Genomic DNA, 25,099 nt, shown 5'->3' with positions numbered 1-25,099 from the left:
ATCTATAAGATAGTAATGTTGAAAGGGGAGCTTATACATTATGAAAATTATATTTATTGAGGATACAAAAGAGGATATGGAGCTTATAAAGAATATTGTAGAGAAGTTTCATGAGATTACACCACTATATTTTTTATCAGCTGCAGAGTTTTATGCATCAGAGGAAGAAGCTGATGCAGTTATTTTAGATATTGATATTCCAGATGAAAATGGATTATTGATCGCAAAAAAACTTCGTGAACATGATTACGAAGGACCAATTGTTTTTGTTTCATGGTATCAAGAATATGAACATGAAAGCTTTAATGTACACCCATTTAGATTTGTACGCAAAGATAAACTAGATGTAGAAATGACTATTTGTCTAAAAGAATTAATTATAGATTTCAATAGAAGAAATGGAAAATTGTTTTATAATTACGAAAACAAAAGCTTTTATTTTTATAGCTATGATATTTTGTATATTGAACGAGAAAAAAATGGTGTAATTATTCATTTTACAGATAATTCAGAAAAGAAAATTAGAGGTTTATCGCTTCAGATAGTACTTAATCAATATATTTATGGTTTTCATCAGATTAATAAATCTATGATTATTAATTTTTATCATGTAATTCGTTATTCCATGGATGATACCATCATATTGAAGAATGATATCGCTTTAGAAGTTAGTAGAAATAGAAGAAAATCATTAATGAGCGCTTATAGAGAATTTAGAATTAGGTGATTTTATGAGTTCATTTGATATTGTAATTAATATTTTGGAAAGCTTTTTATTAGCATTCCTATGCTATGCTTTAATGACGAAAAAAGATAATCGTTCTATTTTTTGTATTATTTTATTAGGAGTGTTTATCACTATATTGACAACAATTTTCAATTATTTAGATAATTATGGAAGTTTGCTAGTTTTTTTAACAAACCTTACAATCATTTTATTTGCATTCTATTATAGCAGTGATTCAATCGTTTACAAATTAACTATATCTTTTTTTCCTATTTTTTTATTAGACATATGCAATTCATTTACTTCCTTATCTTTTTCTCTGATATATCAAGAAAGTATTAGCTATTTATTGAATAATGGCTATTATTTAAATATTGTGATTATCTCAAAGGGTTTATTCTTATTCATATCTTTATTAGTCCTTGTTTTGAAAAAGAAAAGAAAACTAAGATTATTCTGTAATATAGATAAATCATGGTGGCCAATTATCCTGACTACATTTAGCACATGTATGATCACTATTAGGACATTCACTATTTTATTTACTGGAGTTTTAAATCAAAACGATGCAATTATACTTTTTCTAAATCTTTTTATTGGCATGATTTCCATTATACTGTTGTTTCAAAATGTTCAAAAAGAAAGTGAACATAGATTATATTCTGCAATACAAATAGAAAAATTTAAAAATAATAAGGAAAGCTATCAAAAAGATGAAGAATTTTATCAAAAATTAAAAATTTTAAAGCATGATATGAAGCATATTTATGGATATATGCATGAATTAATAGAAAAAGAAGATTATGATAAATTAAAGTTGTATATTGAGGAAAAAGATCATTTAGCATATGAACAAGTTAACTGGTGTTATAGTAATAATGATATTTTTAATATGGTCTTAAAGCGTATGTCATCTAAAGCAAAAGAAAATAATATAAAGTTTGAAGCTGATATACAAATACCAAAAAAGCTTAATATTAAGGATGTTGATTTATATAGTGTTCTTTCTAATCTAATAGAGAATGCCATTGAAAATTCTGATTCTAATAATCCTATCATTAGAATAAAAGCAACAATGAAAAGTGAATTCTTATGTTTGCGTATAGAAAATACAACACGAGATAATGTGTTGGAAAGTAATAAGAATTTAGAAACAACAAAAATAAATAAAGAGAATCATGGTTATGGACTTGAAAGTGTAAAGAGTATTTTAAATAATTACCATGGTGAATTGACGTTTACTATGAAGGAAACTTTTTTTGAAAGTTTAGCAATTTTGAAAGCGTTTTAACAGATTAGACTCGTATTTAACAGATTAGACTCAAAGTATTGATTTTAATTTTGCTTCGTTTAAAATGTAATTGTAGGAAGGGGAATGCTAGTGATACTGAAACTTGCGGATATGATTGTTAACTACTTATACGATAGAAACATCATTGAAGATGATATAGAAATATATCGTCATGGTATTGCTTTATATATCTCTGAAAGTATTAGTTTTAGCAGTATTATCGTGATTTCTCTATTTACTAGACATACCCTTTATACAATAGGTTACATTTTACTTTTTTCTAAAATGAGAGAAACCTTTGGAGGGTTTCATTGTAAAAGCTTTTTAACTTGTAACTTAACATATATAACGATTTACATATTATTTGAATTATTACTGATTATCATGGTACCACAGTATATTCAAATAATTAGTAGTATTGTATGTACAGCAATCATTTGGAAGCTAGCACCAGTTGATCATGCAAATAAGTTATTAAGTGAAACAATGAAAAAGAGATTTAGTAAAGAAGCAAAGGGACTTATTGTAATTACATTGGTGTGTTTTTATTTGATTTCATTTATAAATAAAAATATGTCTCTTACGATTTGGTATTGTATCTTAATAAATGCAATACTATTGATAAAAGGAAAGTTGGTGAGAAATTATGAAGAAAAAATTAATGGAGAAAATTGCGAAACAATCTTATAAAAAAGCAATTAAATCTGCAATGAAAGTCTCTCAACATGGAATTTATCAATTAAAAGAACCAAATGCTTTAAAAGAAAAATTAAAAGAAAGGTAGGAAAACAAAATGGAAAGAATCAAAAAAATGAAGTATGTATTACCAGTATTAGCTGTAGGATGTTTATGTACGTTAACAAGTGTTGGGGCTACTAGAGTTAGTATAACTGAAATACCAGCTTTGCAAACTTTGGGGAAAAAACGTGCTGCAAAATCTACAAATACACAATCGTATAAAACACGGTTTTATGAAGATGGAAAGATTAATACCATGAAAATATATTTATCAGATTCTACTGGTAATTATTCTATCGCACCTACACTATTTCCAACAGAAGGGGAATCTGAAAAATCTGCAGATTATACTAGATACGCAGGTAAAGGAACTGAATTATTAATCCATTATCAAGATTATCGTCTAAATATGGCAAGTTATTCTTGTAATGGTTATGTTGATATAAATTAACAGTAAAGTAAGCAATCAAAAAGGTTGCTTACTTTACTATATATAATTAAAAGAATAGAAAGAAAGGTGTTATAATGTTAAATGTCTTAAAAAAAGATTTATATATTTTATATCATAAGAAAATTTTTATGGCAACGTTAATCATATTAACTTTGCTAATTTCATATATCTGTTTACATGACATAAATAATGCATATAAATGTGGAAAATCATATCAACACTTTTTTACTATAGTATTTGATCCAGCGAAACAATCAATTTTGACAGCTTTTTTTTACATCATACCTTTATTAGTAGTATTACCCTTTTCAGATACTTGGATTAATGAAGTAAAAATGACAGATATCATATTTACAAGAATACAAAGATATAAATTTTTTATATCTAAATACATAATAAGTTTTTTATCTGGTTTCTTAATTTTATTTATTCCATTGATGATTGCCTATATCGCAGAAATAGTAACATTAGATTTTAATGATAATGTACTTAATATATTAGCTTATTCTATACCAGAACATTCAATTGCTAGTATGGCTAGGAATTATGCATTTTATGAGTTGTATGTGCAGCATCCTTATGTTTATATTATTATGTTTAATCTTATAATTAGTATGTTTGGCGGATTATATGCAATAAGTGCTTTTTCAATAAGTTTATTGGTAAATAATAAAGTAATTCCTTATATTGCAGTATTCTTTTTTTCAGTTATTTCATTACTGCTTATAAGCTTTTTGCCTACTCCATTTGGCTATTATAGCATACAACGAATTTCACAGCCATTTACCAATTTTGATATACCAATGATAATATATATTGTATGGTTTTTATTCTTTATTATATGTAATGGAATCATATATTTAATCTATTTAAGGAGGGATCCTTTTGGAGAAGAATAAGTTTATTTATAACCATGTGTATTTTGATATATTATTTTTTTCATTACTCATTATAGTTGCTTCCATTCCTTTGGCTTTGGGAGGAGCCACTGGTACAGGCACAATAACTTATTATTTTGCAAATATGCAATTTGTTCTTCTACCAATACCAATAAGTTTCTTCTTCTATAAGGTGAATAAATACTATGATAATACATTCACCATTATACGATATGATAATAAAATAGAGTATAGAAAGAATTATTTTATAGAATGCGTAAAGGTTGTTTTACTTATTGTTACTTTGTTTTATGCAGATATCCTATTATGTTGCTTTCAAATGGATATTTCATTCATAGAATACTATATTGTCATATATATTCTTAGTATCATTATCTTCTTATTATTTGCACAGTTTAATTACTTTGCCTATCCAAAAATGTTGAAGAAAAACAGGATTTATTTTTATACCATTTTGTCGAGTCTGATATTCAACATGCTGTTACAGTTTATACCACCTATATATTCTGATTTAGCATTTATGGAAGCTCCCTTCCAATTGATAAAGTATATTCCAATATTTTTATTCATCAATATTTTTATATTTATCATTTCTTGGCAAAAAGAGAAGTTAAAGAAAGTTTCTAATATATTTTTGATAACAGGTGGAATCGTCATACTTTCTATTTTACTCAATATCAGCTACTTAGGATATCCAGTGAATAGTTTATTGGAATTTCCAAAAATGTTTTTCATGTCAATCAATGAAATCATCCTTCCATTGTTACTATGGATCTTGCTTATTTCTTTTCTTGTTGGCATTATGCTATATACATTATTCAAGAATTATCGCTCACACTTTTTGTTTTATGCAATCAGAATAACAAATAGGAGTTCGTGGTTTATCAAAAATACATTGAAAGCTATGATACCATTGATTTTTGTTTTATTGATTAAGTATCTTGTTGATTTCATTTATCTAAAACAGAATATTCCATATTCATTCATATTCAGTATCATAGAAAGTGTATTATGGATCAGTGATATTTCTTTACTTCTGTTTCTGATATATCAATTCGTGAAAACGGTAAAAATATTCAACATCGCATTGATATGCTTAGTAGGATTAACGATTGGATCATTGAGCATAGGAATATTTGAAAATATCATACTTATGAGGATGCACAGCATAGAAATGATACTATCATTATTTGTGATTTTTATGATGATGCTGGGTAGTAATTGTTATGCATTAAATCATTTGGATTATTACTAGGAGGAAATAGCAATGAAAATAAAATTAGAAAATATAGGGAAAACAATTAAGGGACAGATGATATTTCAAAATGTCAATGTAGAGTTGATGTCAGGATATATCTATGGTTTTGTAGGATATAATGGATGTGGAAAAACCATGCTGCTTAGAATCATTAGCAATTTGGTAAAGCCAAGTGAAGGAACGATTTCATTAGATGAACAGCCATATACAATATTGAAAACGATGCCAAAAATCGGTATCGTATTAGAGAAACCGGATTTTTTCAATGAATTAACAGGTTTAGAAAATTTAGAAATGTTAGCGAAGATCAGGAATGAAATTCACACAGAAGAAATCATGCAGGCAATCAAAACAGTAGGACTATTTACCCAGGAAAATAAAAAAGTAGGAAAATATTCCTTGGGAATGAGGCAGCGATTAGGTATCGCGCAGGCAATCATGGAAGATAATGATATCTTGATATTAGATGAAATCACAAGTGGACTAGATGAAGATGGCGTAAATATGATTTATGAAATCTTAAAGAAAGAAAAAGCAAAAGGCAAGCTGATCATCATCACTTCCCATAATAAAATAGATATTGAAGAATTATGCGATGAAACATATAAGTTCAATAATGGAACGGTGCATGCTTATGAAACGGATTAGAAGTTTAGTTATCCTATTTTGTTTACTAACATTGGGGATTTTCACTTATAGCTTTATAAAAGGAAAAAGCATTGATACGATATCTGAAATTGATCTACATCAGATAAAGGAAGTTGTCACTTGGCAAGACTATGCGGGATTTGAAGGTAAAGTGTCTGATGCTAATGAAATGAATAGCATGTATGATGAAAAAGCAAATAATTTTGATTATTTATTTCAAAAGAGTGATCTTGTCGCAGAAGTCAAAGTAAATGATAGAAAACAACACATGACAACAATCTTAAGTAATGTGAAAATATTGAATGTGTATAAAGGAGATAAAGAAAAGAAGGGAATAAATATAAATTTATATGAGCCGATAAGATATGAAAAGTTAGATGTATTAATGATATTTGGGGCGAATTTACCAATGAGAGAAGATCAAACATATATCGTGTTTCTAAAAGAAGAAAAAACAGGAGTCTATAACTATGTTTCTTCATTATATGGGAAATATAATACGAAGGAAGATGCATATGTAAATGTGAAGAATAATGAATTATCTGTCAAAGATATGATGAAAAACGATATGATCTTGTTTGCGTTTGATGAAGAAAAAAGACAAGATATTACATCACAAATGAAAGATGATGGATATAATGAACAAGAGATAAAAAGCAAACTGGAAGGATATCAAAGGCTTGCGGAATTAAAAGATACCAGAGAAATAATTCGTGCATCCTTTCATAATTTAAAATGATTTGGTCACATACGATGTGACCTTTTCTTTTTTTGAAAAGTACTCTTAAAAAATGTTATAATAAATAAAACAAGGGCAGTTGAACTATATGAAAGTTGCGTTTATTGATGATGATGTTACTGATCGCACAATCATGAAAACTAGCAGAAAATTATACCATATATTTATCAAGCAGCGAGTGATTATTTTAAAGCAGAAAAGAAAGTAGATGCATTGTTTTTAGACATTGAAATGCCAGATACTAATGGATTAGATGTTGCAGTGAAGATACGTGAAGAAAATCAGGAAGTACCAATTATTTTCATATCTTGGCATCAAAAATATGAGCATCAAAGTTTTCTTGTACACCCATTTAGTTTTATAGATAAAAATAATTTTAAGGAAGAATTAGAAAGTTGTTTAAACGATTTATTAAAAGATTTTCATCGAAAGAATGATGATTTTATATTGTCTAATCGTGAGCATATTTCCAGCAAAACATATCCTTTATATGGAAAGACAGGTGCATTATATCCATATTCATATGGATTTACATTTGGGGATTATATCATTGGCTGCTTTACCTGTGTTATTGTATCGTGGATATTCAGTAAGCTTTACTTAGATAAATTAATACCAGAGGCGATCATTAGAAATTAATATTTAGAAAGACTGGAAACAGTCTTTTTCTTTAGAAAATCTTTCGTTTTTCTTGCGCTGGACTTTCATTTTTTTATTTATAATAAAGGTAACCTAGGGAGTATAAAAAATAAGTAAGGGAAAAGAGGGATTCTATGCTTGGATGTATAAAAAAAGATTTGTATTTGTTGTTTCATAAGAAGGCTTTTTTGATTATATTGATTGGTATAACCTTATTACTTTCTTACATGTCATTAAATGGTATATCTAGTGCATATTATGCAGGTAGATCTTATCAGAACTTTTTCTTTATGATGTTAAACTACACAAAACATGCTTTTATGAGTTTTTTCTTTCTTTTAATACCGTTATTGGTCGTGTTTCCTTTCGCGGATACTTGGTTACATGAACAGTATATGACAGATGTGATTTTCACAAGAGTTACAAGGAAAAAATATTTTTTATCAAAATACCTCATTAGTTTTATTTCAGGATTTATCGTGATTTTTATTCCTCTTGTGGTCAGCTATTGTAGTGTCATATTGGCACTGGACTTTAATGATAATGTTTTAAATATAGTACAGGCAACAGCAAATGAAACTAACATAGAAGCTTTTCTAAGTAATTATACTTTCTATCAAATCTATTTAGAAAATCCATATATGTTTATCTTCATTTTCATATTTCTTATCAGCATATTTGGAGGCTTTTGTGCAGTAACAGCATTCTCTATCAGTTTAGTTGTGAAACAGAAAGTGATAGCCTATATTGGTATGTTCCTCTTTTTGATTGTAGAAATGCTGGTTATTGGAAATTTACCAGTGCCATTTGGGTACTATAATATACAAAATATAATTCAACCAGATACAAGAATCGTTATAGAACCTATTGTTTATATTGTTTGGTTAGGGATCTTCCTTATAATAAATATCGTTTTATACTATGTATTTTGTAGGAGAACTGCTTATGAGCGAGCATAGGTATATACTTCCAACAAAAAATTTTGATTATATATTTTTTGGCTTATTAGCTTTGGTAGGTGCTGTACGATTAATATCCGGTATTCATGGTGTTGATTTAGGTATATGGTTCTTCCAGAATATTCAGTTCATCTTTCTACCGGTTTTTATCTGTATGATGTTGTATAGAGTAAATCTATATTATCAAAATATTTTTATCAGAACGCGGTATATAAATGAAAATGTATGGAAGAAAAATTATTTAAAAGAGTGCATGTTGATGAGTGCTTTTGTGATATTTTTATTCTATTTCGATATTATTCTTTGTTGCTTCGAGGCAACATCAATTTTCTTTATTGTCATGCTGCTATTGTTTGTTCATTCTGTGACGATCTTTATGATATTAGCACAGTTAAATTGTTTTCTATATTCCAAGTTTAAGAATAAATATGTAATTTACTTTATCATTATCGCCATTTGTTTAGTATTTTCAACATTATTGCGTTTCATAGGCAATTATTATTCTGTAGAACATTGTATTGGGAATCAGCCATATATGTGGTATATATGTGTGGCAGGTATTTTAATGAATGTGTTGTTGCCATTTATTATCCAATACAGTTCAAAAATGAAAGCGATACAGTCTAAGCTTTTGTTTGTAGTAATCGGCATCATAATATTCTATTTGCAAAGCGCTTTATTTAGAGGTTTAGGAGGAATAGAAAATATAGGTTTTCCAGATGTTTTCTTTTTATCGATAAATGAAATCATATTCCCCTTATGTATATGGATTCTGGGAATCGTGTTACTAGCAGGAATTCCTCTATATTATATGTTGGTTAATTATCGAAGTCATCTATTGTTTTATGCAATCAGAATCACCAATCGAAGTATATGGTTTCTAAAAGTTTTAGGAAAAGGAATCTTATATCTTATGGTATTATTGTGTATAAAATATGCCATAGATGTTTATTTTCAGAATGCTAATCTATCATTTTTACATTTTATGATGGAGAGCATATTAAGAATGGTTAATCTTGCATTAATAGCTTTCTTAGGGTATCAGATGATAAAAGATATAAAATTCTTTAGTTATGTATTAATATTTTTGATGATCGTTATAGGATTTTCTATTATAACCAATATAGGAAGTTCAATCATTTTAATGAGAACACATGATATGTTAACTCTGATTTCATTAGGATGTTGTACATTTATATTAATATGGGCAAACTGTTATACACTAAATCATTGGGACTATTATTAGAGGAGGAAAGTAATATGAAAATCAAATTAGAGAATGTTGAGAAAACGATAAAAGGACAGATGATATTTCAAAATGTAAATGTAGAACTCATATCAGGTCATATCTATGGTTTTGTTGGATATAACGGTTGTGGAAAAACGATGCTGTTAAGAATCATCAGTAATTTAGTAAAACCAAGTGAAGGAATGATTTCTTTAGATGAACAACCATATTCTGCGATAAAATCAATGCCAAAAATTGGTATCGTGTTAGAGAAACCAGATTTTTTCAATGAATTAAGTGGATTAAAAAATCTTGAAATGTTAGCGAAAATAAGAAATGAAATTCATACAGACAAGATAATGGAAGCAATTAAAAAAGTCGGATTGTTGACACAAGAAAATAAAAAAGTAGGAAAGTATTCATTAGGAATGCGACAACGTTTAGGGATTGCACAGGCAATCATGGAAGATAACGATATCCTTATACTAGATGAAATTACAAGTGGCCTTGATGAAGATGGTGTAAAGATGATTTATGATATCTTAAAAGAAGAAAGAGAAAAAGGAAAATTGATAATTATAACATCACATAATAAAATTGATATTGAAGAACTTTGTGATGAAACGTTTAAATTTAATAATGGAACGGTGCATGCATATGAAACAGATTAGAAAATTATTGATTTTATTTATCATTGTAGTCTTGGGCAGTATTGGTTATGGATACTATAAAGGAAAGGAAATCCCTGTAATAGAAAAAATTGATGTATCAGAAGGAACTGTGAGATTCAATTTGGATAATGCTGGATATGAAGGAAAAACTGATAAAACACTCGTTGAAAATATAACGTATGATTCAGAATCTAATACATTTGAAAAATTATATAAAAAAAGTGATTTAATCGTGAAAGTATCATTGAAGAATAGAAAACAGGATTATAATACTATTTGCAGTGATGTAAATATTTTAGATATTTATAAAGGCACACCATTAAATGAAAAGACAATTCAAGTTTATGAGCCATTTGGATATCAGGAGAAAGATTTTATTAATATTTTTGGTGCTTGTCTGCCAATGAGAGAAAATCAAACATATATATTGTTTTTGAAAGAAAATGCAGATCAGCGATACCAATATATATCATCTTTATATGGAAAATATAATTATGAGCAAGATGCATATATGGAAGTATATGATTCTGAAATGAAGGCAAAAGATATGATGCAATATGATATGCTTGATTTTAATAAAGATAAATATTATGAAATTATGAAAGAATTAGGATATACGGATATGGACTTAAAGGCTAATGAGGGAGGATATCAAAGGCTTGCGGAATTAAAAGATACAAGAGAAATCATTCGTGCATCTTTTGATCAACTTGTATCCAAAAATAATAGAATTCATTGAAAACCATGATATACTGTTTTATGAAGGTGATTACATGGATAAACAAGAATGGATGAATCAGTTGTTTTTTAAATTAAGCCAGTCAACGTTTCGTTCCCAATTTCATTTAAGTGATAAAGATAAAATATATATTCAAGAAAAAGGCATGGATACAATTGAAGAACATGCGCGTGATTTTATTAGAAAACGTTTAGCACCTGCAGTGATTGAAAACGATGGGAAACAGACACCAATGCGAGGACATCCTGTGTTTGTGGCACAACATGCTACAGCGACTTGTTGTAGGGGATGTTTATCTAAATGGCATACGATTTCCAAGCATGGACACTTATCTGAAAAACAACAGGATTATATTGTGATGATCATTATGCAGTGGATCATGAAGGAAATGCAAAAAAAGATTTGCCGATAATTGAAAATTTCGGTTTAGCCCTTGTAAATATGGCTATAATTCTATATAATGATACCAAAAGGTAAAGACAGGAAAAGTAGTCTATTTGGAAATGATAGAGAGCAGATGGCTGGTGGAAATCTGTATGGATGAATAGATGAACATGGACCTGGAACCGCTTTTCCGAATAGTTAGGAAAAGACGTTGTCGGCGTTAACGATTTGAGGTGCAGCAATGCACAAATAAAGGTGGTACCACGAGCTTTCGTCCTTTGGCGAAAGTTTTTTTATATGAATAGGAGGCTATAACTATGTGTGAAAAATGTAACAACAAAAAAGGCAAGTATTATATCACAACCGCAATCACGTATACATCAGGTAGACCACATATCGGCAATACGTATGAAATCGTTTTGACAGATGCAATCGCCCGTTATAAACGTCAGCAAGGATATGATGTATTCTTCCAGACTGGAACAGATGAACATGGTCAGAAAATTGAAGAAAAAGCAAAAGAAGCTGGTGTTACACCAAAAGAATTTGTGGATAATGTCGCAGGCATTGTTCGTAAGAACTTTGATATGATGAATACAAGCTATGATTACTTTGTTCGTACAACAGATGAGAACCATGAAAAACAGGTACAGAAAATCTTTAAGAAGCTGTATGAACAGGGAGATATTTATAAGGGTAAATATGAAGGTATGTATTGTACACCATGTGAATCCTTCTGGACAGAAAGTCAGCTGATTGATGGCAAATGTCCTGATTGTGGACGACCAGTACAAAAAGCAACAGAAGAAGCATACTTTTTTAACTTACAGAAATATGCACCTAGATTGATCAAGCATATTGAAGAACACCCAGAATTTATTCAGCCAGAATCAAGAAAGAATGAAATGATCAATAACTTCTTAAAACCAGGATTACAGGATTTATGTGTATCCCGTACAAGTTTTAAATGGGGTATTCCTGTAGACTTTGATCCAAAACATGTGGTATATGTATGGGTAGATGCTTTAAGTAACTATATCACTTCATTAGGATATGATGCAGATGGCAATCATGGAGAAAATTATAAGAAATTCTGGCCTGCAGATGTACATATCATTGGAAAAGATATCCTTCGTTTCCATACCATTTATTGGCCAATCATGTTGATGGCTTTAGGGGAACCACTACCTAAACAGGTATTTGGACACCCTTGGCTGTTAGTTGGTGATGGCAAGATGTCTAAATCAAAAGGTAATGCAATTTATGCAGATGAATTGGTACACTATTTTGGTGTAGATGCTGTTCGTTACTTTGTATTACATGAAATGCCATTTGGACAAGATGGAACAATTACTTGGGATTTAATGGTAGAACGTGTAAATTCTGATTTAGCAAACGTATTAGGAAATCTTGTGAATCGTACGATTTCTATGCAGAATAAATATTTCAATGGTGTCATCAGCAATCCACTTGAAAAAGAGCCAATTGATGATGAATTAATCAACTTGGCATTAGATACGCCAAAACGTGTAGAAGCTAAAATGGATACCTTACATGTAGGAGATGCGATTGAAGAAATCTTTACATTATTAAAGAGATGTAACAAATATATTGATGAAACAGAACCTTGGGCATTGGCAAAAGATGAAGCGAAGAAAGATCGTTTGGCAACGGTACTTTATAATCTGTTGGAAAGCATTCGTTTTGCGGCAGTATTATTAAGCAGCTATATGCCTGAAACAGCAGAAAAGATTCTGGATGAATTAAGCACGAGTGAACGTGATGCTGCTAGTCTTGAAGAATTTGGCAATCTGGAATGTGGACACACAGTTGATCCAAAACCTGAAATCTTATTCGCACGTATTGATGTAAAAGAATTTATGAAAACGTTAGAAGAAGATAAGAAAAAAGAAGCAAAGGCAGCTAAGAAAGCTGAGAAAAAAGCAGATGATGAAACAAAAGCAGAAATCGGTATTGAAGATTTCACAAAAGTGGAATTAAAAGTCGGTACGATTGTATCTGCGGAAAAACATCCAAAAGCAGATCGTTTATTAGTTGAACAAATTGATCTTGGTGATGAAACACGCCAGATTGTCAGTGGTATTGCGAAAAGCTTTAAGCCAGAAGAAGTGGTAGGTAAAAAAGTAGTTGTTGTGACAAACTTAAAACCTGTATCTTTACGTGGCGTAGAAAGCCAGGGTATGATTCTATGTGCAAGCAATGATAATGACCTGGATATTGTGACGATTGCGAAAGATCTTCCAAATGGAACGAAGGTGAGCTAATTGGATAGCAAGATGATTTTCCGTGCTATGGGCATGGCGATTGCATTGATTCTGGTTTCTATATTCTTTATTTACTATGGAATTACATCAGATCAGATAGCAATGTCAATCATAGGAATTGCGTTATTAGTATTAGGTATTGTGCGATTGATCATCTTTGTAAGAGTATGGAATAAGCATGGAGACGAGTAGTCTTTATGCTTTTTTTCTTTTAACTGCATTTTATTCATGGGGAATAATGTGTAAAAAAACACTTTTTTACTGGGGAATAATATGCTACTATAAAAAATACAAGGAGATGATACAATGTATAGAAAATTTGATGATCAACTTATCGCATGGAAACAAAAGAATAATCATTTACCATTGCTTATTAAGGGCGCACGGTTTGTTGGAAAAAGATACAGTGTTTTAAACTTTGCGAAAGCAAATTATGAGCATGTAATTGAAATTAATTTTGAACTAGATATGTACATGAAAGAAGTTTTTGAACAAAATGTTGGCACAGTAATACAAAGTCTAAAAGCGTACAAGCTTCTATGGAACGCTTTCATCTATTAAAAGGATATAAATTGTCTACGAATAATACAAATGTAAATGTAAGATTAAATGCTATCCATTGTATATGCTGTTATTTATATGAAAGAGTTACGACGAAATATAATATAATTTGCTTGTATTAAGTTCATATATGAATATGAACTTAATTAATAACTTTTTTTACATTATATCCCACTTATATTGCTATATGAAAAATATATGATATCATGAGCATATAAGCAAAAAGAGGGATGTATATGAAAATTGCAATTATAGATGATAGTAAAACACAAAGGGAAAATATAAAAGAAATATTGCATAATAATGGGAAACAAGATGTAATAGAAACATACGCTTCCATAAAAGAATACGAACAAGACAATCAGTATTTTGATTTGCTTTTACTGGATATTGAATTACCAGGTGAAGATGGAATTGCTTATGTGAATCATGGTTTACAAAAAAATTCAAAGATTATTTATATTACATCACATTCAGAATTAATGATCAATGCGTTTCATGAAAATGTGATAGGCTTTATACCTAAAGAACAATTATTAAATCTGTTGATTGAAAATATTGAAAACGCTAGACAGAAATTAGAAAAAGGAAAAAAATATGTATTTAAAACACTAAATGGAAATATCATCTTCGAAGAAAAAGATATACTATATTTTTGTTTTAGAGATACAATTGTTTATGTTAAAATCAAACAAGAAAAAGAATTGCTTAGACTTACAGCAAAATATTTATCCACTATAAAATCAGAATTATCTACTGTTTTTTATCAAGTAAGCCGTAACTATGTTGTGAATTTAATGAAAATACAATATATAGATGTGAAAACGCATGAAATTATGATGGAAGATGGAAACTGTGTAACAGTAAGCAGGCGATTATGGACAGAATTCAAAGGAAAATATAATAAGATGAGGTATTCTAATGATTGAAATTTTATATGAATATGCTTTTAGTGTTATTGATTATACATATATATTATTAGCATTCTTGTTGTTAGAAGGAAAAGAGATAAAATTCAAGAAAAATATATTGCCGATTATGGTAGTTGCACTTATTCAACAACTAACAGAAATTATAGAACTACCACTGTTTTTTGGTTCTTTAAAAGATGGTATATTGATTGTTTCATTTTTATTGATAATTGGAAAAAGTTTTAAAAAAATAACTTTCCTTCATGCACTTATGATAGATTCTTTATTTGCTTTATTTCTAACATTAGGAATTACTATTGCTACACTATGCTCTATAGATATCATGAAAACTTTTGTTTTTGGATTATATAGATTATGTTTTACATTGGTACTAAAAGTGTTTGTTTGTTCCTGTTTGATCATGACTGTTATACAGTTTAAGAAAAAAAGAATACTCATCAGTCAAAAAAATTATAGTATTTTCATTAGCTGTTTTATCATATGTGAAATTATCACTTCATTGATATCGCAGTTTTCAACACATATGCAAATGAAATTTTTTATGGTAATACTTATTGGAATTGCGTGTTTAATTTTATATATATTGATTAACTATAGTATCTTAATGAAAAAGAATTATGATGTTGAATTATATAAAAAAATGAGTGATTTAACAGAAAATCAGATGCAGAATTTTATAATCGAACAAAAGGAAACACGTAAACTTATCCATGATACAAAAAATATGTTTTTAGATATATACATTGATTTAGATCATCAATCATATGATTTAGCAAAGGAAAAAGTGCAAAAGTATTTGTATGAAAGTAGTTCTATGAGTTATCAAATGAAAAGTGCTTATGTATATTTAGACACAGTTATCAGGCAAAAAGAAAATAAATATCCTGATTGTGAAATTATATTGATTCAAAATATTCCTGAAAATATTTCAATTAATTCAAAAGATATGGTTATGGTCTTAACGTTGTTATTAGATGAAATTTGTCCAAACATTCTTGAAAAACAATTAGAGTTAAAAATTCAATGGAATGGAAATGAATTATCTATTAGAGCAAGAGGAACAGTGAAAAATCCACAGGCTGTTTTACAATCAGGAAGTTTCAATTATGACTTTTTTCAGAACATAGTAAGCAAATATGAAGGCGACTTGCAAATTCATCATTCAGAAAATTTTGAATGTTTAATTCTGTTATTTGCTTCAAAATCGACCGTTTAAAGAAAAGATTGACCACTCATAGACTTCTTATTGATATCGTCTAATTTATAATGCATAATGAAAGTAGAAAAGGAGGATATATGATCGTAAGGATAGGGATTGCTTTAGGTAAGCTGTTATATCATCATTATGTAATTTAGGAAGATCAAATCGATGATATTCGCTATGCATTAGAAATTATAATGAGTGAATTTCTGGAAATAGCAGTTATCATTGGGTAGTGCATTATATCAAAGACTTATGTGGAAACATTTGCATTTCTATTATGTTTTTAATCATTAAGAAGTGAGTATGAAGGATATCATGCGAAAACAATATTAAGATGCTTTGTTATCACAATTACAGTTTACTTAAGCATATTATCATTTCATTCATATATAAATATTGGTATGTATATGGTAATGATAATCTTTATCATAATGAAGCAATTGCAATATTATTTGAACGATAAAAAGAAAAGACCAATCATTGTGGCAATGATATATCATCTTGCAGGGATATTATTATATCAACTTGGTTACGCTAGTATCTTTCAGATTTTGAGTCTTACGCAATTCATCGTTATACTATCATACATCCTGGAAAGGAGAGCTTATGAAAGATAGATTGATTCAGTCAATTGCTAATTTGATGATTTCAGTTAGCAAACACTATGAAGGAAATGTATCACCTAGAGGTTATTATAAACCTAGAAAAATTAAATGAATTGATGGGAATTATCAATATAAATTAAGAAAAGGCGGTAAAAAAATTATGTTTATAAAGAAATTTTTTAAGCGATTTGCTTGCATAGCTATTGTATTATCATTATTTACTGTTTTAACAAGTAATATTCAAGCCAAACAAAAGGATGTGAATTTATTAAATACAGACGAATTGGTTTTCGTTGATAATAAATTAGAAATTGATCCAATTCTACCTACTTATTTGATTGAGCCTAGAGATGGTGGCATTCTAATCTTTTTAGCTGGTATTGTTATTGGATATTTTATAGATGGAGTCATCGTTTATTATTCAGGGCATAGTGCTGCAGAGTGGACTGCAGCAGGATTAACAAGCGTAAAAAATTTTTGTAATAGAAATGCTAATTTAAAAAGTGTCGCAAGTGATGGACAATATGTTATAGGATATTCTACTTTAGGTGGGCAAGAATGTGTAAGACCTAATCCTAAAGCTTCATGGGTATGCAAATTTTCAGTAGATTAACACCTTTTAGTAAAACTATATAGAATTGATTATCAAAAAAACATGAAGTTTGATATGATAATTCAAATAAATTATATAGCAATAAAGGAGGGGAAAATATGGATAAAAAGTCGATAATAATGCTTGTTGTTGGTATCATTATTGGCATATTAATATTTGAGTTTTTTAAATATGTTGGATGAAAAGTTATGTGAAAAACATTCCCCTATGATTTCCTGATTAGGAGAAAATTGTTATCATTTTGTAATTATGCTTTACTAACTACGTTTTATATACGAAATTGTACAAACATTGGTCTAGTATTCAATAAAGTAGTAATTATTTACAGGTACATCAAGTCTTAAAGAATCTATATTAAATAGCTACGTGATGTTTTGATAAATTCAAACGTGTATAATTTACCACTATTTGATATAATTATGCGAGTTATAAAAGCAGTTAAAGCAGTGGAAAAATTCGGGGCTCTAAATTAACGTAGGGTTTCAAAAAGGCAGTAGAAATGTTAGAAAATGAACATTTCGCTGCCTTTTATAATAGTCAAACAACACTTATCATTATTTTTTATATTTACCTCGTTTATGTCCTTTCATTTTTAATGGTACATCATAACCGGCCATATTAGGCTTAGCATTTTTGTTCATGCAATACATACAACGATTTCTAAATCTAGCGAAATTAACATAACCATTACCTGTTTTCTTAATAAGCTTCACGATAGAATTTCGAGATTCCATTATGCCGTTTGATAAACGCTTACCGTTTACTACGATGAATGAATTGATGATTTCATCGTGCCAATTATTCAATGTTTTAATCATCTCGACCATTTCAGGGATTTTACAGTATTTGACTTTTATCATGAAATCAAGAAAGTCATGCTCTGCATGATCATAATCACTTATCCTGTTGAAACATAGATATAAGTCTTTAAATTCATATGCTGCTTTGAGTTCAGGTGATATGTTTAATAGTAGGTCAAGAATCTGAGGATAATTAATATATCTCTGTAATCGCTTATTAAATCTGCGTTTGTTTTCTCTTACTTCATCTGTGAGTAATAACCAATGAAAATTTTTAAGCAGATAATAATCTATGCTATCACTTTTTTTGCCTTTCATGATACGTTTTCTTACCTTGTCTAAAGCTTTATTGATATTCATGATAACATGAAATGAGTCAACTGCAATAAACAGTCTTTTTGAGTTTACTGTGGGCGACATCACGATAACTGCTATACATATCCATAATAATATATTTAACATTATTTCTTTCCTGAATAGGGATTCTGTCAAAATAATTCAAAAGAGAATATTTCTTTCTATCAGGAAGCATATCGACCATTTCATGAGATAAAAAGTCCAATAGAATACATACATATTTACTGTGGTTATCCTTTAAAGCATATACTTCATCGATACAAAGGATTTCTGGTAAAGAGCTTCTAGGAATCCTTACATACAGATCAAAGATTTCTTGTGCTTTAGTAGGAGAAATGAAATTATGTCTAGCGACACTGGCAAAGGTAGCATTGGATTCTTTCAATTCTTGTAAAACGTTGAGAACAGTCAAATTACTGAGTGAATGACCTATAGGAATAAAAGGATTGTTCTCATAAAAAGTTTTTCCACAGTTATCACAAACAAGACGTCGAGCCCGATATTCGATCAAACATTTTTGATGATTTAATGCAGAATGTTTAATTCTTTTTAGTTTGTATTCTTTGATATGAGATGTGGAAGAATTACAAATAGGACAAGAACAAGGAAAAGGTTTTAAAGTTAAACAGATTATGAGAATATCATTTTCAATGTAAGAAGAAAGATTTGATACAGAATCTTGAGAAAGGTTAAGAAAATCTGATATAATATCCATAGTGGAAAACCACTCCTTTCGCTAAATGTTGTTTGACGATTACATTGTACAGCGAAAGGTTTTATTTTTATAGGAATGAACAAAAAGATTGACCCTATAAAAATTTAGAGCCAACCTTCTACTAAACCCTATGATAATTTGGAGGTGTCCTTTATCCCTACGATAATTTAGATATCCAAAAATTCAGGCTTATCTGCTTTTTATTTTGTTCACGGAGAATAATGTGCTACTATAAAAAGATACAAGGAGATGATACAATGTATAGAAAATTTGATGATCAACTTATCGCATGGAAACAAAAGAATAATCATTTACCATTGCTTATTAAGGGCGCACGGTTCGTTGGAAAAAGATACAGTGTTTTAAAGTTTGCGAAAGCAAATTATGAACATGTAATAGAAATTAATTTTGAACAAGATATGTACATGAAAGAAGTTTTTGAACAAACAAGAAAAGTAGAAGATATCATTGCCATGTATCAACTTCAACATCCAGAAACAATATTTGATCAAAATACGTTGCTTTTCCTTGATGAGATACAATCTTCCAGTAGTGCTTTAACATCATTGAAATTTTTTGCGAATCAAGATTTTGATGTCATTGCAAGTGGAAGCTTATTAGGTGTTTCTATTGCGCATACAACATCATTTCCAGTAGGCTATGTAGAAATGGTAGATTTGCATGCAATGGACTTTGAAGAATTCCTTATTGCCAATCAAATACCTGAAGCAATTTTTAAACAACTAAAAGAATGTTATGAAAAAGGTACAATGGTAATGGAACCTTTACACAAAAAAATGATGCAGTTATTTAAGGAATATATTGTTGTTGGTGGAATGCCAGCAGTCGTAAAGGAATATATAACATCAAAGAATTTTGATAAAGTAAAACAACTGCAGCAACAGATATTGAATGCATATTATGCAGATATTGTGAAGTATGGAGAAGGAAGCGAAAAGATAAAAGCTCATGAATGCTTTACTTCTATTCCAAAACAACTAGCAAAAGACAATAAAAAGTTCCAATATAAACTTTTGAAAAAAGGCGGAAACGCAAGAATATATGAAAGTAGTTTACAATGGCTGTTTGATAGTGGACTGATTCATCGATTATATCGATTAGATACTTTAGAAGAACCTATGGAAGCCCATATTGATTTAAGTGCATTCAAGGTTTACTTTCATGATACAGGTCTATTGTTGGCGATGTTTGAACAAAATGTTGGCGCAATGATATTGCAGGATGATTTATTAATATATAAAGGGGGCATCTTTGAAAATGTAGTATATCAATGCTTACAAGCGCATCATAAAAATATTTACTACTATGAATATAGAAGTCAATATGAAATTGATTTTGTGATTTATGATAATGATCGAGTTGTGCCGATTGAAGTGAAATCGGCAGGTAATACAAAGTCTAAAAGCCTACAAGCTTCTATGGAACGCTTTTATCTAACAAAAGGCTATAAATTGTCTACGAATAATACAAATGTAAATGAAAAGATTAAGTGCTATCCTTTGTATATGCTGTTATTTATATAATAGAGTTACGATGAAATATAATATAATTTACTTGTATTAAGTTCGTATATGAATAGGAATTAATTAATAACTTTTTTTACATTATATCCCACTTTTCTTGCTATGTGAAAAATATATGCTATCATAAAAGAAAAAGGTGTGATGTTTATGAGGATTGCGATTGTTGATGATAATAAACTACATAGAAATAAAATGAAACAAGTTTTGAAAGAATGTAGAAAAAAAGATGATATTTCAGATTTTGAAAATATAAGAGATTATGAAAGAAGTGAAGGTGTTTATGAGCTGTTGTTATTAGATATCGAGTTAAAAGATGAAAAAGGAATTAGATATATAAAAAACAATCCTCAGAAACATAGATATGTTGTATATGTATCATCTTATCCTGAGATGATGGGTGAGGCTTTTCATTCTAATGTTTTAGGTTTTATACCAAAAGACAAAATCAATGCATTATTAGTTGATAAGGTAAATGAAGTGGAACAGGAAATAAAAAAAGATAAATTGTATAATTTTAAAACATTGGATGGTGATATAAGAATCGAAGAATATAAAATCTTATATTTTATGTATTCAGATCATACCGTATGTATGAAAATAGAAAACAGAAAATCTTTTCTCTATCTTAGCGCAAGATCGTTATCGGAAATAAATCATAAATTGTCTGATAATTTTTATAAAGTAAATCGAAATACGATTGTAAATATTATGAAAATAAAAAAAATAGTTCCTAGAGGATATGAATTAATGACTCAAGATGACAAAACAATCAAAGTAAGTGATAAAAAATGGAATGATTTTAAATCTAGATATCATTCATTGAGGTATACGCATGAGTGAATATTTGTTCAGCGTTATAGATTATTGCTATGTTTTATTATTTTTTCACTTACTAACGAACAAGAAAATAGAAAAAGTAAAATTTATTATTGCAGTGGTCATTTTTTCATCAATTCAATATGTAAGTGAATTTGTTGAATTACCAAGAATGTATGCGTCATTGAAAGATAATTTTCTACTTATGTTTTTTTTGATTGCATATTCTAAAAAGATTGATTTCAAAAATATAGTAAATGCTTTTATAATCGATACATTATTTTTCTTTACTTTATCTTTTTGTATTACAATGGCAGATTTATTGAACATTGATTTAAGACTGTCGCTAGAGCCAGGCATATTCAGGTTGATATTTACATTGATTTTGAAAGTTATCATGTTTTTACTAATGTGGTTTGAAGTTATGCAAATAAAAAAAACAGAAGTGCTAGTCGAAAGAAAAAGTTTTATGATTATAATCATTTGTTTAGGTGTTGGTACATTCATATCATCTCGTATCCTTCAATTATCAGAGGAAAATGATAAATTTCTATTTTTAATGATTTTGTATGAAACTATATTTTTTGTTATATTATGTTTTGTTTTATATTATCGCATTATATTAAAAAAGAAATATGATATGACAATATTCAAGGAATTAATTGCCATGACGGAAAAGAATATAGATCAGATTGAAATACAACAACGTGAAATTCAAAAATTAATTCATGATACAAAAAATCAATTATTAGAAATTGAAATGATGATTGATCAAAATGAAATAGAAAAAATTAAACCGTACATCAGGCAATGGCAGGTAAATTATTATTCATCTTACCGTACACCAATTTGTCTAAATGTCTATATTAATAATATTCTACAATCTAAAATAGACGAATTTTCTGATATTACGTTTCATTTAACGATAAATGTTCCTGAAATCATCAATATGAATACGACTGACCTAATTGCCTTTCTAACGATATTAATAAATCGTAGCTGTAATCTATTGAGAAAAAATAAGAAATCTGATTACTATTTAGAAATTAGATATTTTGATAATGAATTAGAAATTTATGAACATTTTCCAATCTGCATGGTTAAAGAGCCAAAGTATATAAATAAATTCCAAGATGATTATTTAAAAAGTATCATAGAAAAGTATAATGGAGATCTTGATGTTAGTGAAAATGAAGAATATAAACAATGTATTTTGTTGCTTTTTTAAATAGCTGCCGTTCGTTGCAGAAATTAGCCGTTCGTTGCAAGTATTATAGATTTTTTCTCTTTTAGGATTATAATGAAAGTAGAAAAAGGAGGATATATGATCGTAAGGATAGGGATTGCTTTAGGTAAGCTGTTATATCATCATCAAGTAATTGAGGAAAATCAAATCGATGATATTCGCTATGCACTAGAAATTATGATGAGTGAATTTCTGGAAATAGCAGTTATCATTGGGTAGTGCATTATATCAAAGACTTATGTGGAAACATTAGCATTTCTATTATGTTTTCAGAAGTGAGTATGAAGGCTATCATGCGAAAACAATATTAAGATGCTTTGTTATCACGATTACAGTTTACTTAAGCATATTATCATTTCATTCATATATAAATATTGTAAAAAAGGGAGGAAAAAATTATGAATAAAAAGTCAATTATTATACTTGTTATAGGTATCATTATTGGTATATTAATATTTGAACTATTCAATTATGTTAGATAGAAAGTTAGGTTAAAAACATTCTCTTATGATATTTTGAGCATGGAAAATCGTTATTACCTTGTAATTATCATAACTATACTTACGAACTATATTTGATGTTTATAAAATAATAGGAGAAAACAAATCATGAAAAAATTAAAAACAATGCTAATATTTGTGATACCAAGCTGCTTATTATTATTCGGATGCCAAAATAAGGATTCAGAAATAGAAGAACCTATTAGATTCTCTACAATTGGTGGCGGAATAGATGGAAAGGGTACACAAGTTATAGAATGGGGAGAGGATATACAATCAAAAGATATGTACTATAGCTTAGGAGAAGGTGTTAATAAAAAAGATTGTGAAACAAAATTTGAATATGATGAAGATAATGTTGGAAAAATCATAGACATGAAAGTTTCTATTAAATATAAAGATAAAGATTATAAAAAGATATTTACGATATTGATAGATGATACCAAAGCGCCTGTAATTGAATATAGTGGCGAAAATAGAATGAAGGTACAAGGATCATATGATATAAATAAAGATTTAAATGTTTATGATATTAAAGGTAAACAAAAGGTAGATATTAAAGCTTATGAGCAATTCAGTAAGTTTTATCCAGGCTATATTATAACATACGCTCCTGTCAATGATGAGGAAAAGATAAAGGATGCGAAAGAAGGCATAATGAATCAAACATTGGATATAAAATATCCAGGTCAGTATAAAGTGTTCATTAAAGCAAGTGATGGGCATGGGAATATCACTGTTAAAGAAATAGATATGGAAGTATATAAAGCGTGAAGTAATACAGAAATAGGGTGTTACTTGATGAGTGGTAGAAATTATAGTAGGTGATTTATGGAAAAATTTGAATAAAAAGGATATGGATTTTCATTACTTTTGAAAATTCTATCTTTTTTATAATGGAATAATAGATGATAATTTACAATATACATCATATTTTTTATATTATCCTTTATTGTATAAATAAGAATGTATTAAGTTCATACATGAAAACAAATTAATTTATAACTTTTATTACGTTATATCCCACTTATATTGCCATATGAAAAATATATGATATCATGAGTGTATAAGCAAAAAAGAGATATGTATACGACATTAAATGTAACGCATTCTTGTCATCAAGGGGAGATACTGCTGGTGTTTTTATTGGTGAGTGTATATGTTATTATTTAGAATTTATGTACAAAAAGGAGTTGGTGACATTGAATAAAAATATGTTAATAAAAATTTTAAAAATTATTGTTATGGCGATTATTGTTTTTCTTGTTGGTTTTATAGGTACGATTGCTTTAATTATTAAGCGATCTTACGATATGACAGCAGCAATGGTCAATATACAAGAAGAAACTGTTCAAACAGTAAAACTATTTGGTATAAAAGTTGAAGAATTTCGAAGCATATATAATAATGGAGGATATGAAATAACCATCGTAAAAAATATGATGTATGATTATTTGCCATTTATCGTTGGATTTATATTATTAATTGTTGTTATAGTAATGACGATTATTACAAAAAATCTTATTACAAACTATAACAAAAAATGAAAG

The 25,099-nt window shown here is 28.6% G+C and carries 29 protein-coding genes, 1 pseudogene and 1 other annotated feature; of the genes and pseudogenes, 28 read left to right on the top strand and 2 right to left on the bottom strand.

What is annotated here, in order from left to right:
* The first annotated feature begins 40 nt into the window (after nt 1-40).
* The 21 genes from DW114_RS12130 (at nt 41) to DW114_RS12030 (ending at nt 17,571) form a co-directional block, all read left to right on the top strand.
* Nucleotides 41-727 (top strand): LytR/AlgR family response regulator transcription factor, encoded by a 687-nt coding sequence (locus DW114_RS12130; RefSeq protein ID WP_117454023.1) that lies wholly within the window; start codon nt 41-43, stop codon nt 725-727.
* Nucleotides 728-731: 4 nt separating this feature from the next.
* Nucleotides 732-2,018, top strand: a complete 1,287-nt coding sequence (locus DW114_RS12125) for a sensor histidine kinase (RefSeq protein ID WP_117454022.1) — start codon at nt 732-734, stop codon at nt 2,016-2,018.
* 84 nt (nt 2,019-2,102) lie between these two features.
* On the top strand, nt 2,103-2,708 hold the full coding sequence (locus DW114_RS12120; protein WP_117454021.1) for an accessory gene regulator B family protein: 606 nt from the start codon (nt 2,103-2,105) through the stop codon (nt 2,706-2,708).
* On the top strand, nt 2,665-2,802 hold the full coding sequence (locus tag DW114_RS21280; RefSeq protein WP_158552251.1) for a hypothetical protein: 138 nt from the start codon (nt 2,665-2,667) through the stop codon (nt 2,800-2,802). The genes DW114_RS12120 and DW114_RS21280 overlap by 44 nt, the downstream gene beginning before the upstream one ends.
* Nucleotides 2,803-2,811: 9 nt before the next feature.
* Nucleotides 2,812-3,207, top strand: a complete 396-nt coding sequence (locus tag DW114_RS12115; RefSeq protein ID WP_117454020.1) for a hypothetical protein — start codon at nt 2,812-2,814, stop codon at nt 3,205-3,207.
* A gap of 74 nt (nt 3,208-3,281) precedes the next feature.
* The gene (locus DW114_RS12110) at nt 3,282-4,106 is read left to right on the top strand and encodes a hypothetical protein (protein ID WP_117454019.1); all 825 of its coding nucleotides are present in this window, start codon (nt 3,282-3,284) and stop codon (nt 4,104-4,106) included.
* On the top strand, nt 4,093-5,361 hold the full coding sequence (locus DW114_RS21275) for a hypothetical protein (RefSeq protein ID WP_117454018.1): 1,269 nt from the start codon (nt 4,093-4,095) through the stop codon (nt 5,359-5,361). The genes DW114_RS12110 and DW114_RS21275 overlap by 14 nt, the downstream gene beginning before the upstream one ends.
* A gap of 12 nt (nt 5,362-5,373) precedes the next feature.
* A complete protein-coding gene (locus DW114_RS12100; protein WP_117454017.1) occupies nt 5,374-6,012 on the top strand; it encodes an ABC transporter ATP-binding protein in 639 nt (212 codons plus the stop codon).
* Nucleotides 5,999-6,751, top strand: coding sequence for a hypothetical protein (locus DW114_RS12095; protein ID WP_117454016.1), 753 nt, complete (start codon nt 5,999-6,001; stop codon nt 6,749-6,751). Before DW114_RS12100 ends, DW114_RS12095 begins: the two co-directional genes overlap by 14 nt.
* Nucleotides 6,752-6,901: 150 nt before the next feature.
* The gene (locus DW114_RS12090; RefSeq protein WP_117454015.1) at nt 6,902-7,390 is read left to right on the top strand and encodes a response regulator; all 489 of its coding nucleotides are present in this window, start codon (nt 6,902-6,904) and stop codon (nt 7,388-7,390) included.
* A gap of 134 nt (nt 7,391-7,524) precedes the next feature.
* Complete coding sequence (locus DW114_RS12085; protein ID WP_117454014.1) at nt 7,525-8,349, top strand: hypothetical protein; 825 nt, start codon at nt 7,525-7,527, stop codon at nt 8,347-8,349.
* The gene (locus tag DW114_RS12080; RefSeq protein ID WP_117454013.1) at nt 8,336-9,595 is read left to right on the top strand and encodes a hypothetical protein; all 1,260 of its coding nucleotides are present in this window, start codon (nt 8,336-8,338) and stop codon (nt 9,593-9,595) included. Before DW114_RS12085 ends, DW114_RS12080 begins: the two co-directional genes overlap by 14 nt.
* Nucleotides 9,596-9,609: 14 nt before the next feature.
* Nucleotides 9,610-10,248, top strand: a complete 639-nt coding sequence (locus DW114_RS12075; RefSeq protein ID WP_117454012.1) for an ATP-binding cassette domain-containing protein — start codon at nt 9,610-9,612, stop codon at nt 10,246-10,248.
* The gene (locus DW114_RS12070) at nt 10,235-10,987 is read left to right on the top strand and encodes a hypothetical protein (protein WP_147322630.1); all 753 of its coding nucleotides are present in this window, start codon (nt 10,235-10,237) and stop codon (nt 10,985-10,987) included. Before DW114_RS12075 ends, DW114_RS12070 begins: the two co-directional genes overlap by 14 nt.
* 34 nt (nt 10,988-11,021) lie before the next feature.
* The gene (locus DW114_RS12065; protein ID WP_117454058.1) at nt 11,022-11,399 is read left to right on the top strand and encodes a DUF4186 domain-containing protein; all 378 of its coding nucleotides are present in this window, start codon (nt 11,022-11,024) and stop codon (nt 11,397-11,399) included.
* 55 nt (nt 11,400-11,454) lie between these two features.
* Nucleotides 11,455-11,653: a binding site (T-box leader), on the top strand.
* A gap of 35 nt (nt 11,654-11,688) precedes the next feature.
* A complete protein-coding gene (gene metG, locus DW114_RS12060) occupies nt 11,689-13,656 on the top strand; it encodes a methionine--tRNA ligase (RefSeq protein ID WP_117454010.1) in 1,968 nt (655 codons plus the stop codon).
* Nucleotides 13,657-13,848, top strand: coding sequence for a hypothetical protein (locus tag DW114_RS12055; RefSeq protein WP_117454009.1), 192 nt, complete (start codon nt 13,657-13,659; stop codon nt 13,846-13,848).
* A gap of 114 nt (nt 13,849-13,962) precedes the next feature.
* Nucleotides 13,963-14,217 carry a hypothetical protein gene (locus DW114_RS12050; RefSeq protein ID WP_117454008.1) on the top strand — a complete coding sequence of 85 codons (255 nt, stop codon included), beginning with the start codon at nt 13,963-13,965 and terminating at the stop codon, nt 14,215-14,217.
* Between the two features lie 236 nt (nt 14,218-14,453).
* Complete coding sequence (locus DW114_RS12045) at nt 14,454-15,146, top strand: LytR/AlgR family response regulator transcription factor (protein WP_158552250.1); 693 nt, start codon at nt 14,454-14,456, stop codon at nt 15,144-15,146.
* Nucleotides 15,139-16,365, top strand: a complete 1,227-nt coding sequence (locus tag DW114_RS12040) for a hypothetical protein (protein ID WP_117454006.1) — start codon at nt 15,139-15,141, stop codon at nt 16,363-16,365. The genes DW114_RS12045 and DW114_RS12040 overlap by 8 nt, the downstream gene beginning before the upstream one ends.
* A 753-nt stretch (nt 16,366-17,118) precedes the next feature.
* A complete protein-coding gene (locus DW114_RS12030) occupies nt 17,119-17,571 on the top strand; it encodes a hypothetical protein (protein WP_117454004.1) in 453 nt (150 codons plus the stop codon).
* A gap of 554 nt (nt 17,572-18,125) precedes the next feature.
* Here the strand turns inward: DW114_RS12030 and DW114_RS21990 are convergent.
* A complete protein-coding gene (locus tag DW114_RS21990) occupies nt 18,126-18,833 on the bottom strand; it encodes a transposase (protein ID WP_255411982.1) in 708 nt (235 codons plus the stop codon).
* Nucleotides 18,748-19,443 carry a transposase gene (locus DW114_RS21985; RefSeq protein ID WP_207732791.1) on the bottom strand — a complete coding sequence of 232 codons (696 nt, stop codon included), beginning with the start codon at nt 19,441-19,443 and terminating at the stop codon, nt 18,748-18,750. The genes DW114_RS21990 and DW114_RS21985 overlap by 86 nt, the downstream gene beginning before the upstream one ends.
* 257 nt (nt 19,444-19,700) lie before the next feature.
* Between DW114_RS21985 and DW114_RS12020 the strand changes: the two genes are divergently transcribed.
* The 7 genes and pseudogenes from DW114_RS12020 (at nt 19,701) to DW114_RS11995 (ending at nt 25,096) form a co-directional block, all read left to right on the top strand.
* Complete coding sequence (locus DW114_RS12020) at nt 19,701-20,987, top strand: ATP-binding protein (RefSeq protein WP_158552249.1); 1,287 nt, start codon at nt 19,701-19,703, stop codon at nt 20,985-20,987.
* 147 nt (nt 20,988-21,134) lie between these two features.
* On the top strand, nt 21,135-21,827 hold the full coding sequence (locus DW114_RS12015) for a LytR/AlgR family response regulator transcription factor (protein WP_158552248.1): 693 nt from the start codon (nt 21,135-21,137) through the stop codon (nt 21,825-21,827).
* Nucleotides 21,820-23,031, top strand: a complete 1,212-nt coding sequence (locus tag DW114_RS12010; protein ID WP_117454001.1) for a hypothetical protein — start codon at nt 21,820-21,822, stop codon at nt 23,029-23,031. Before DW114_RS12015 ends, DW114_RS12010 begins: the two co-directional genes overlap by 8 nt.
* A 96-nt stretch (nt 23,032-23,127) precedes the next feature.
* On the top strand, nt 23,128-23,268 hold the full coding sequence (locus tag DW114_RS21270; RefSeq protein ID WP_158552247.1) for a hypothetical protein: 141 nt from the start codon (nt 23,128-23,130) through the stop codon (nt 23,266-23,268).
* A 52-nt stretch (nt 23,269-23,320) separates the two neighbouring features.
* Nucleotides 23,321-23,455: pseudogene (locus DW114_RS22190) on the top strand (accessory gene regulator B family protein); the annotation flags it as partial.
* Nucleotides 23,456-23,657: 202 nt separating this feature from the next.
* Nucleotides 23,658-24,323 carry a hypothetical protein gene (locus DW114_RS12000; protein WP_117454000.1) on the top strand — a complete coding sequence of 222 codons (666 nt, stop codon included), beginning with the start codon at nt 23,658-23,660 and terminating at the stop codon, nt 24,321-24,323.
* A gap of 428 nt (nt 24,324-24,751) precedes the next feature.
* A complete protein-coding gene (locus DW114_RS11995; protein WP_117453999.1) occupies nt 24,752-25,096 on the top strand; it encodes a hypothetical protein in 345 nt (114 codons plus the stop codon).
* Nucleotides 25,097-25,099: the final 3 nt, after the last annotated feature.

It is taken from the genome of Absiella sp. AM09-50 (assembly GCF_003433845.1).
Lineage (GTDB): Bacteria > Bacillota_I > Bacilli_A > Erysipelotrichales > Erysipelotrichaceae > Hoskinsella > Hoskinsella hominis.
Note: the sequence above shows the minus strand (reverse complement) of the source record. Positions and strands in the feature narration are given on the sequence as shown.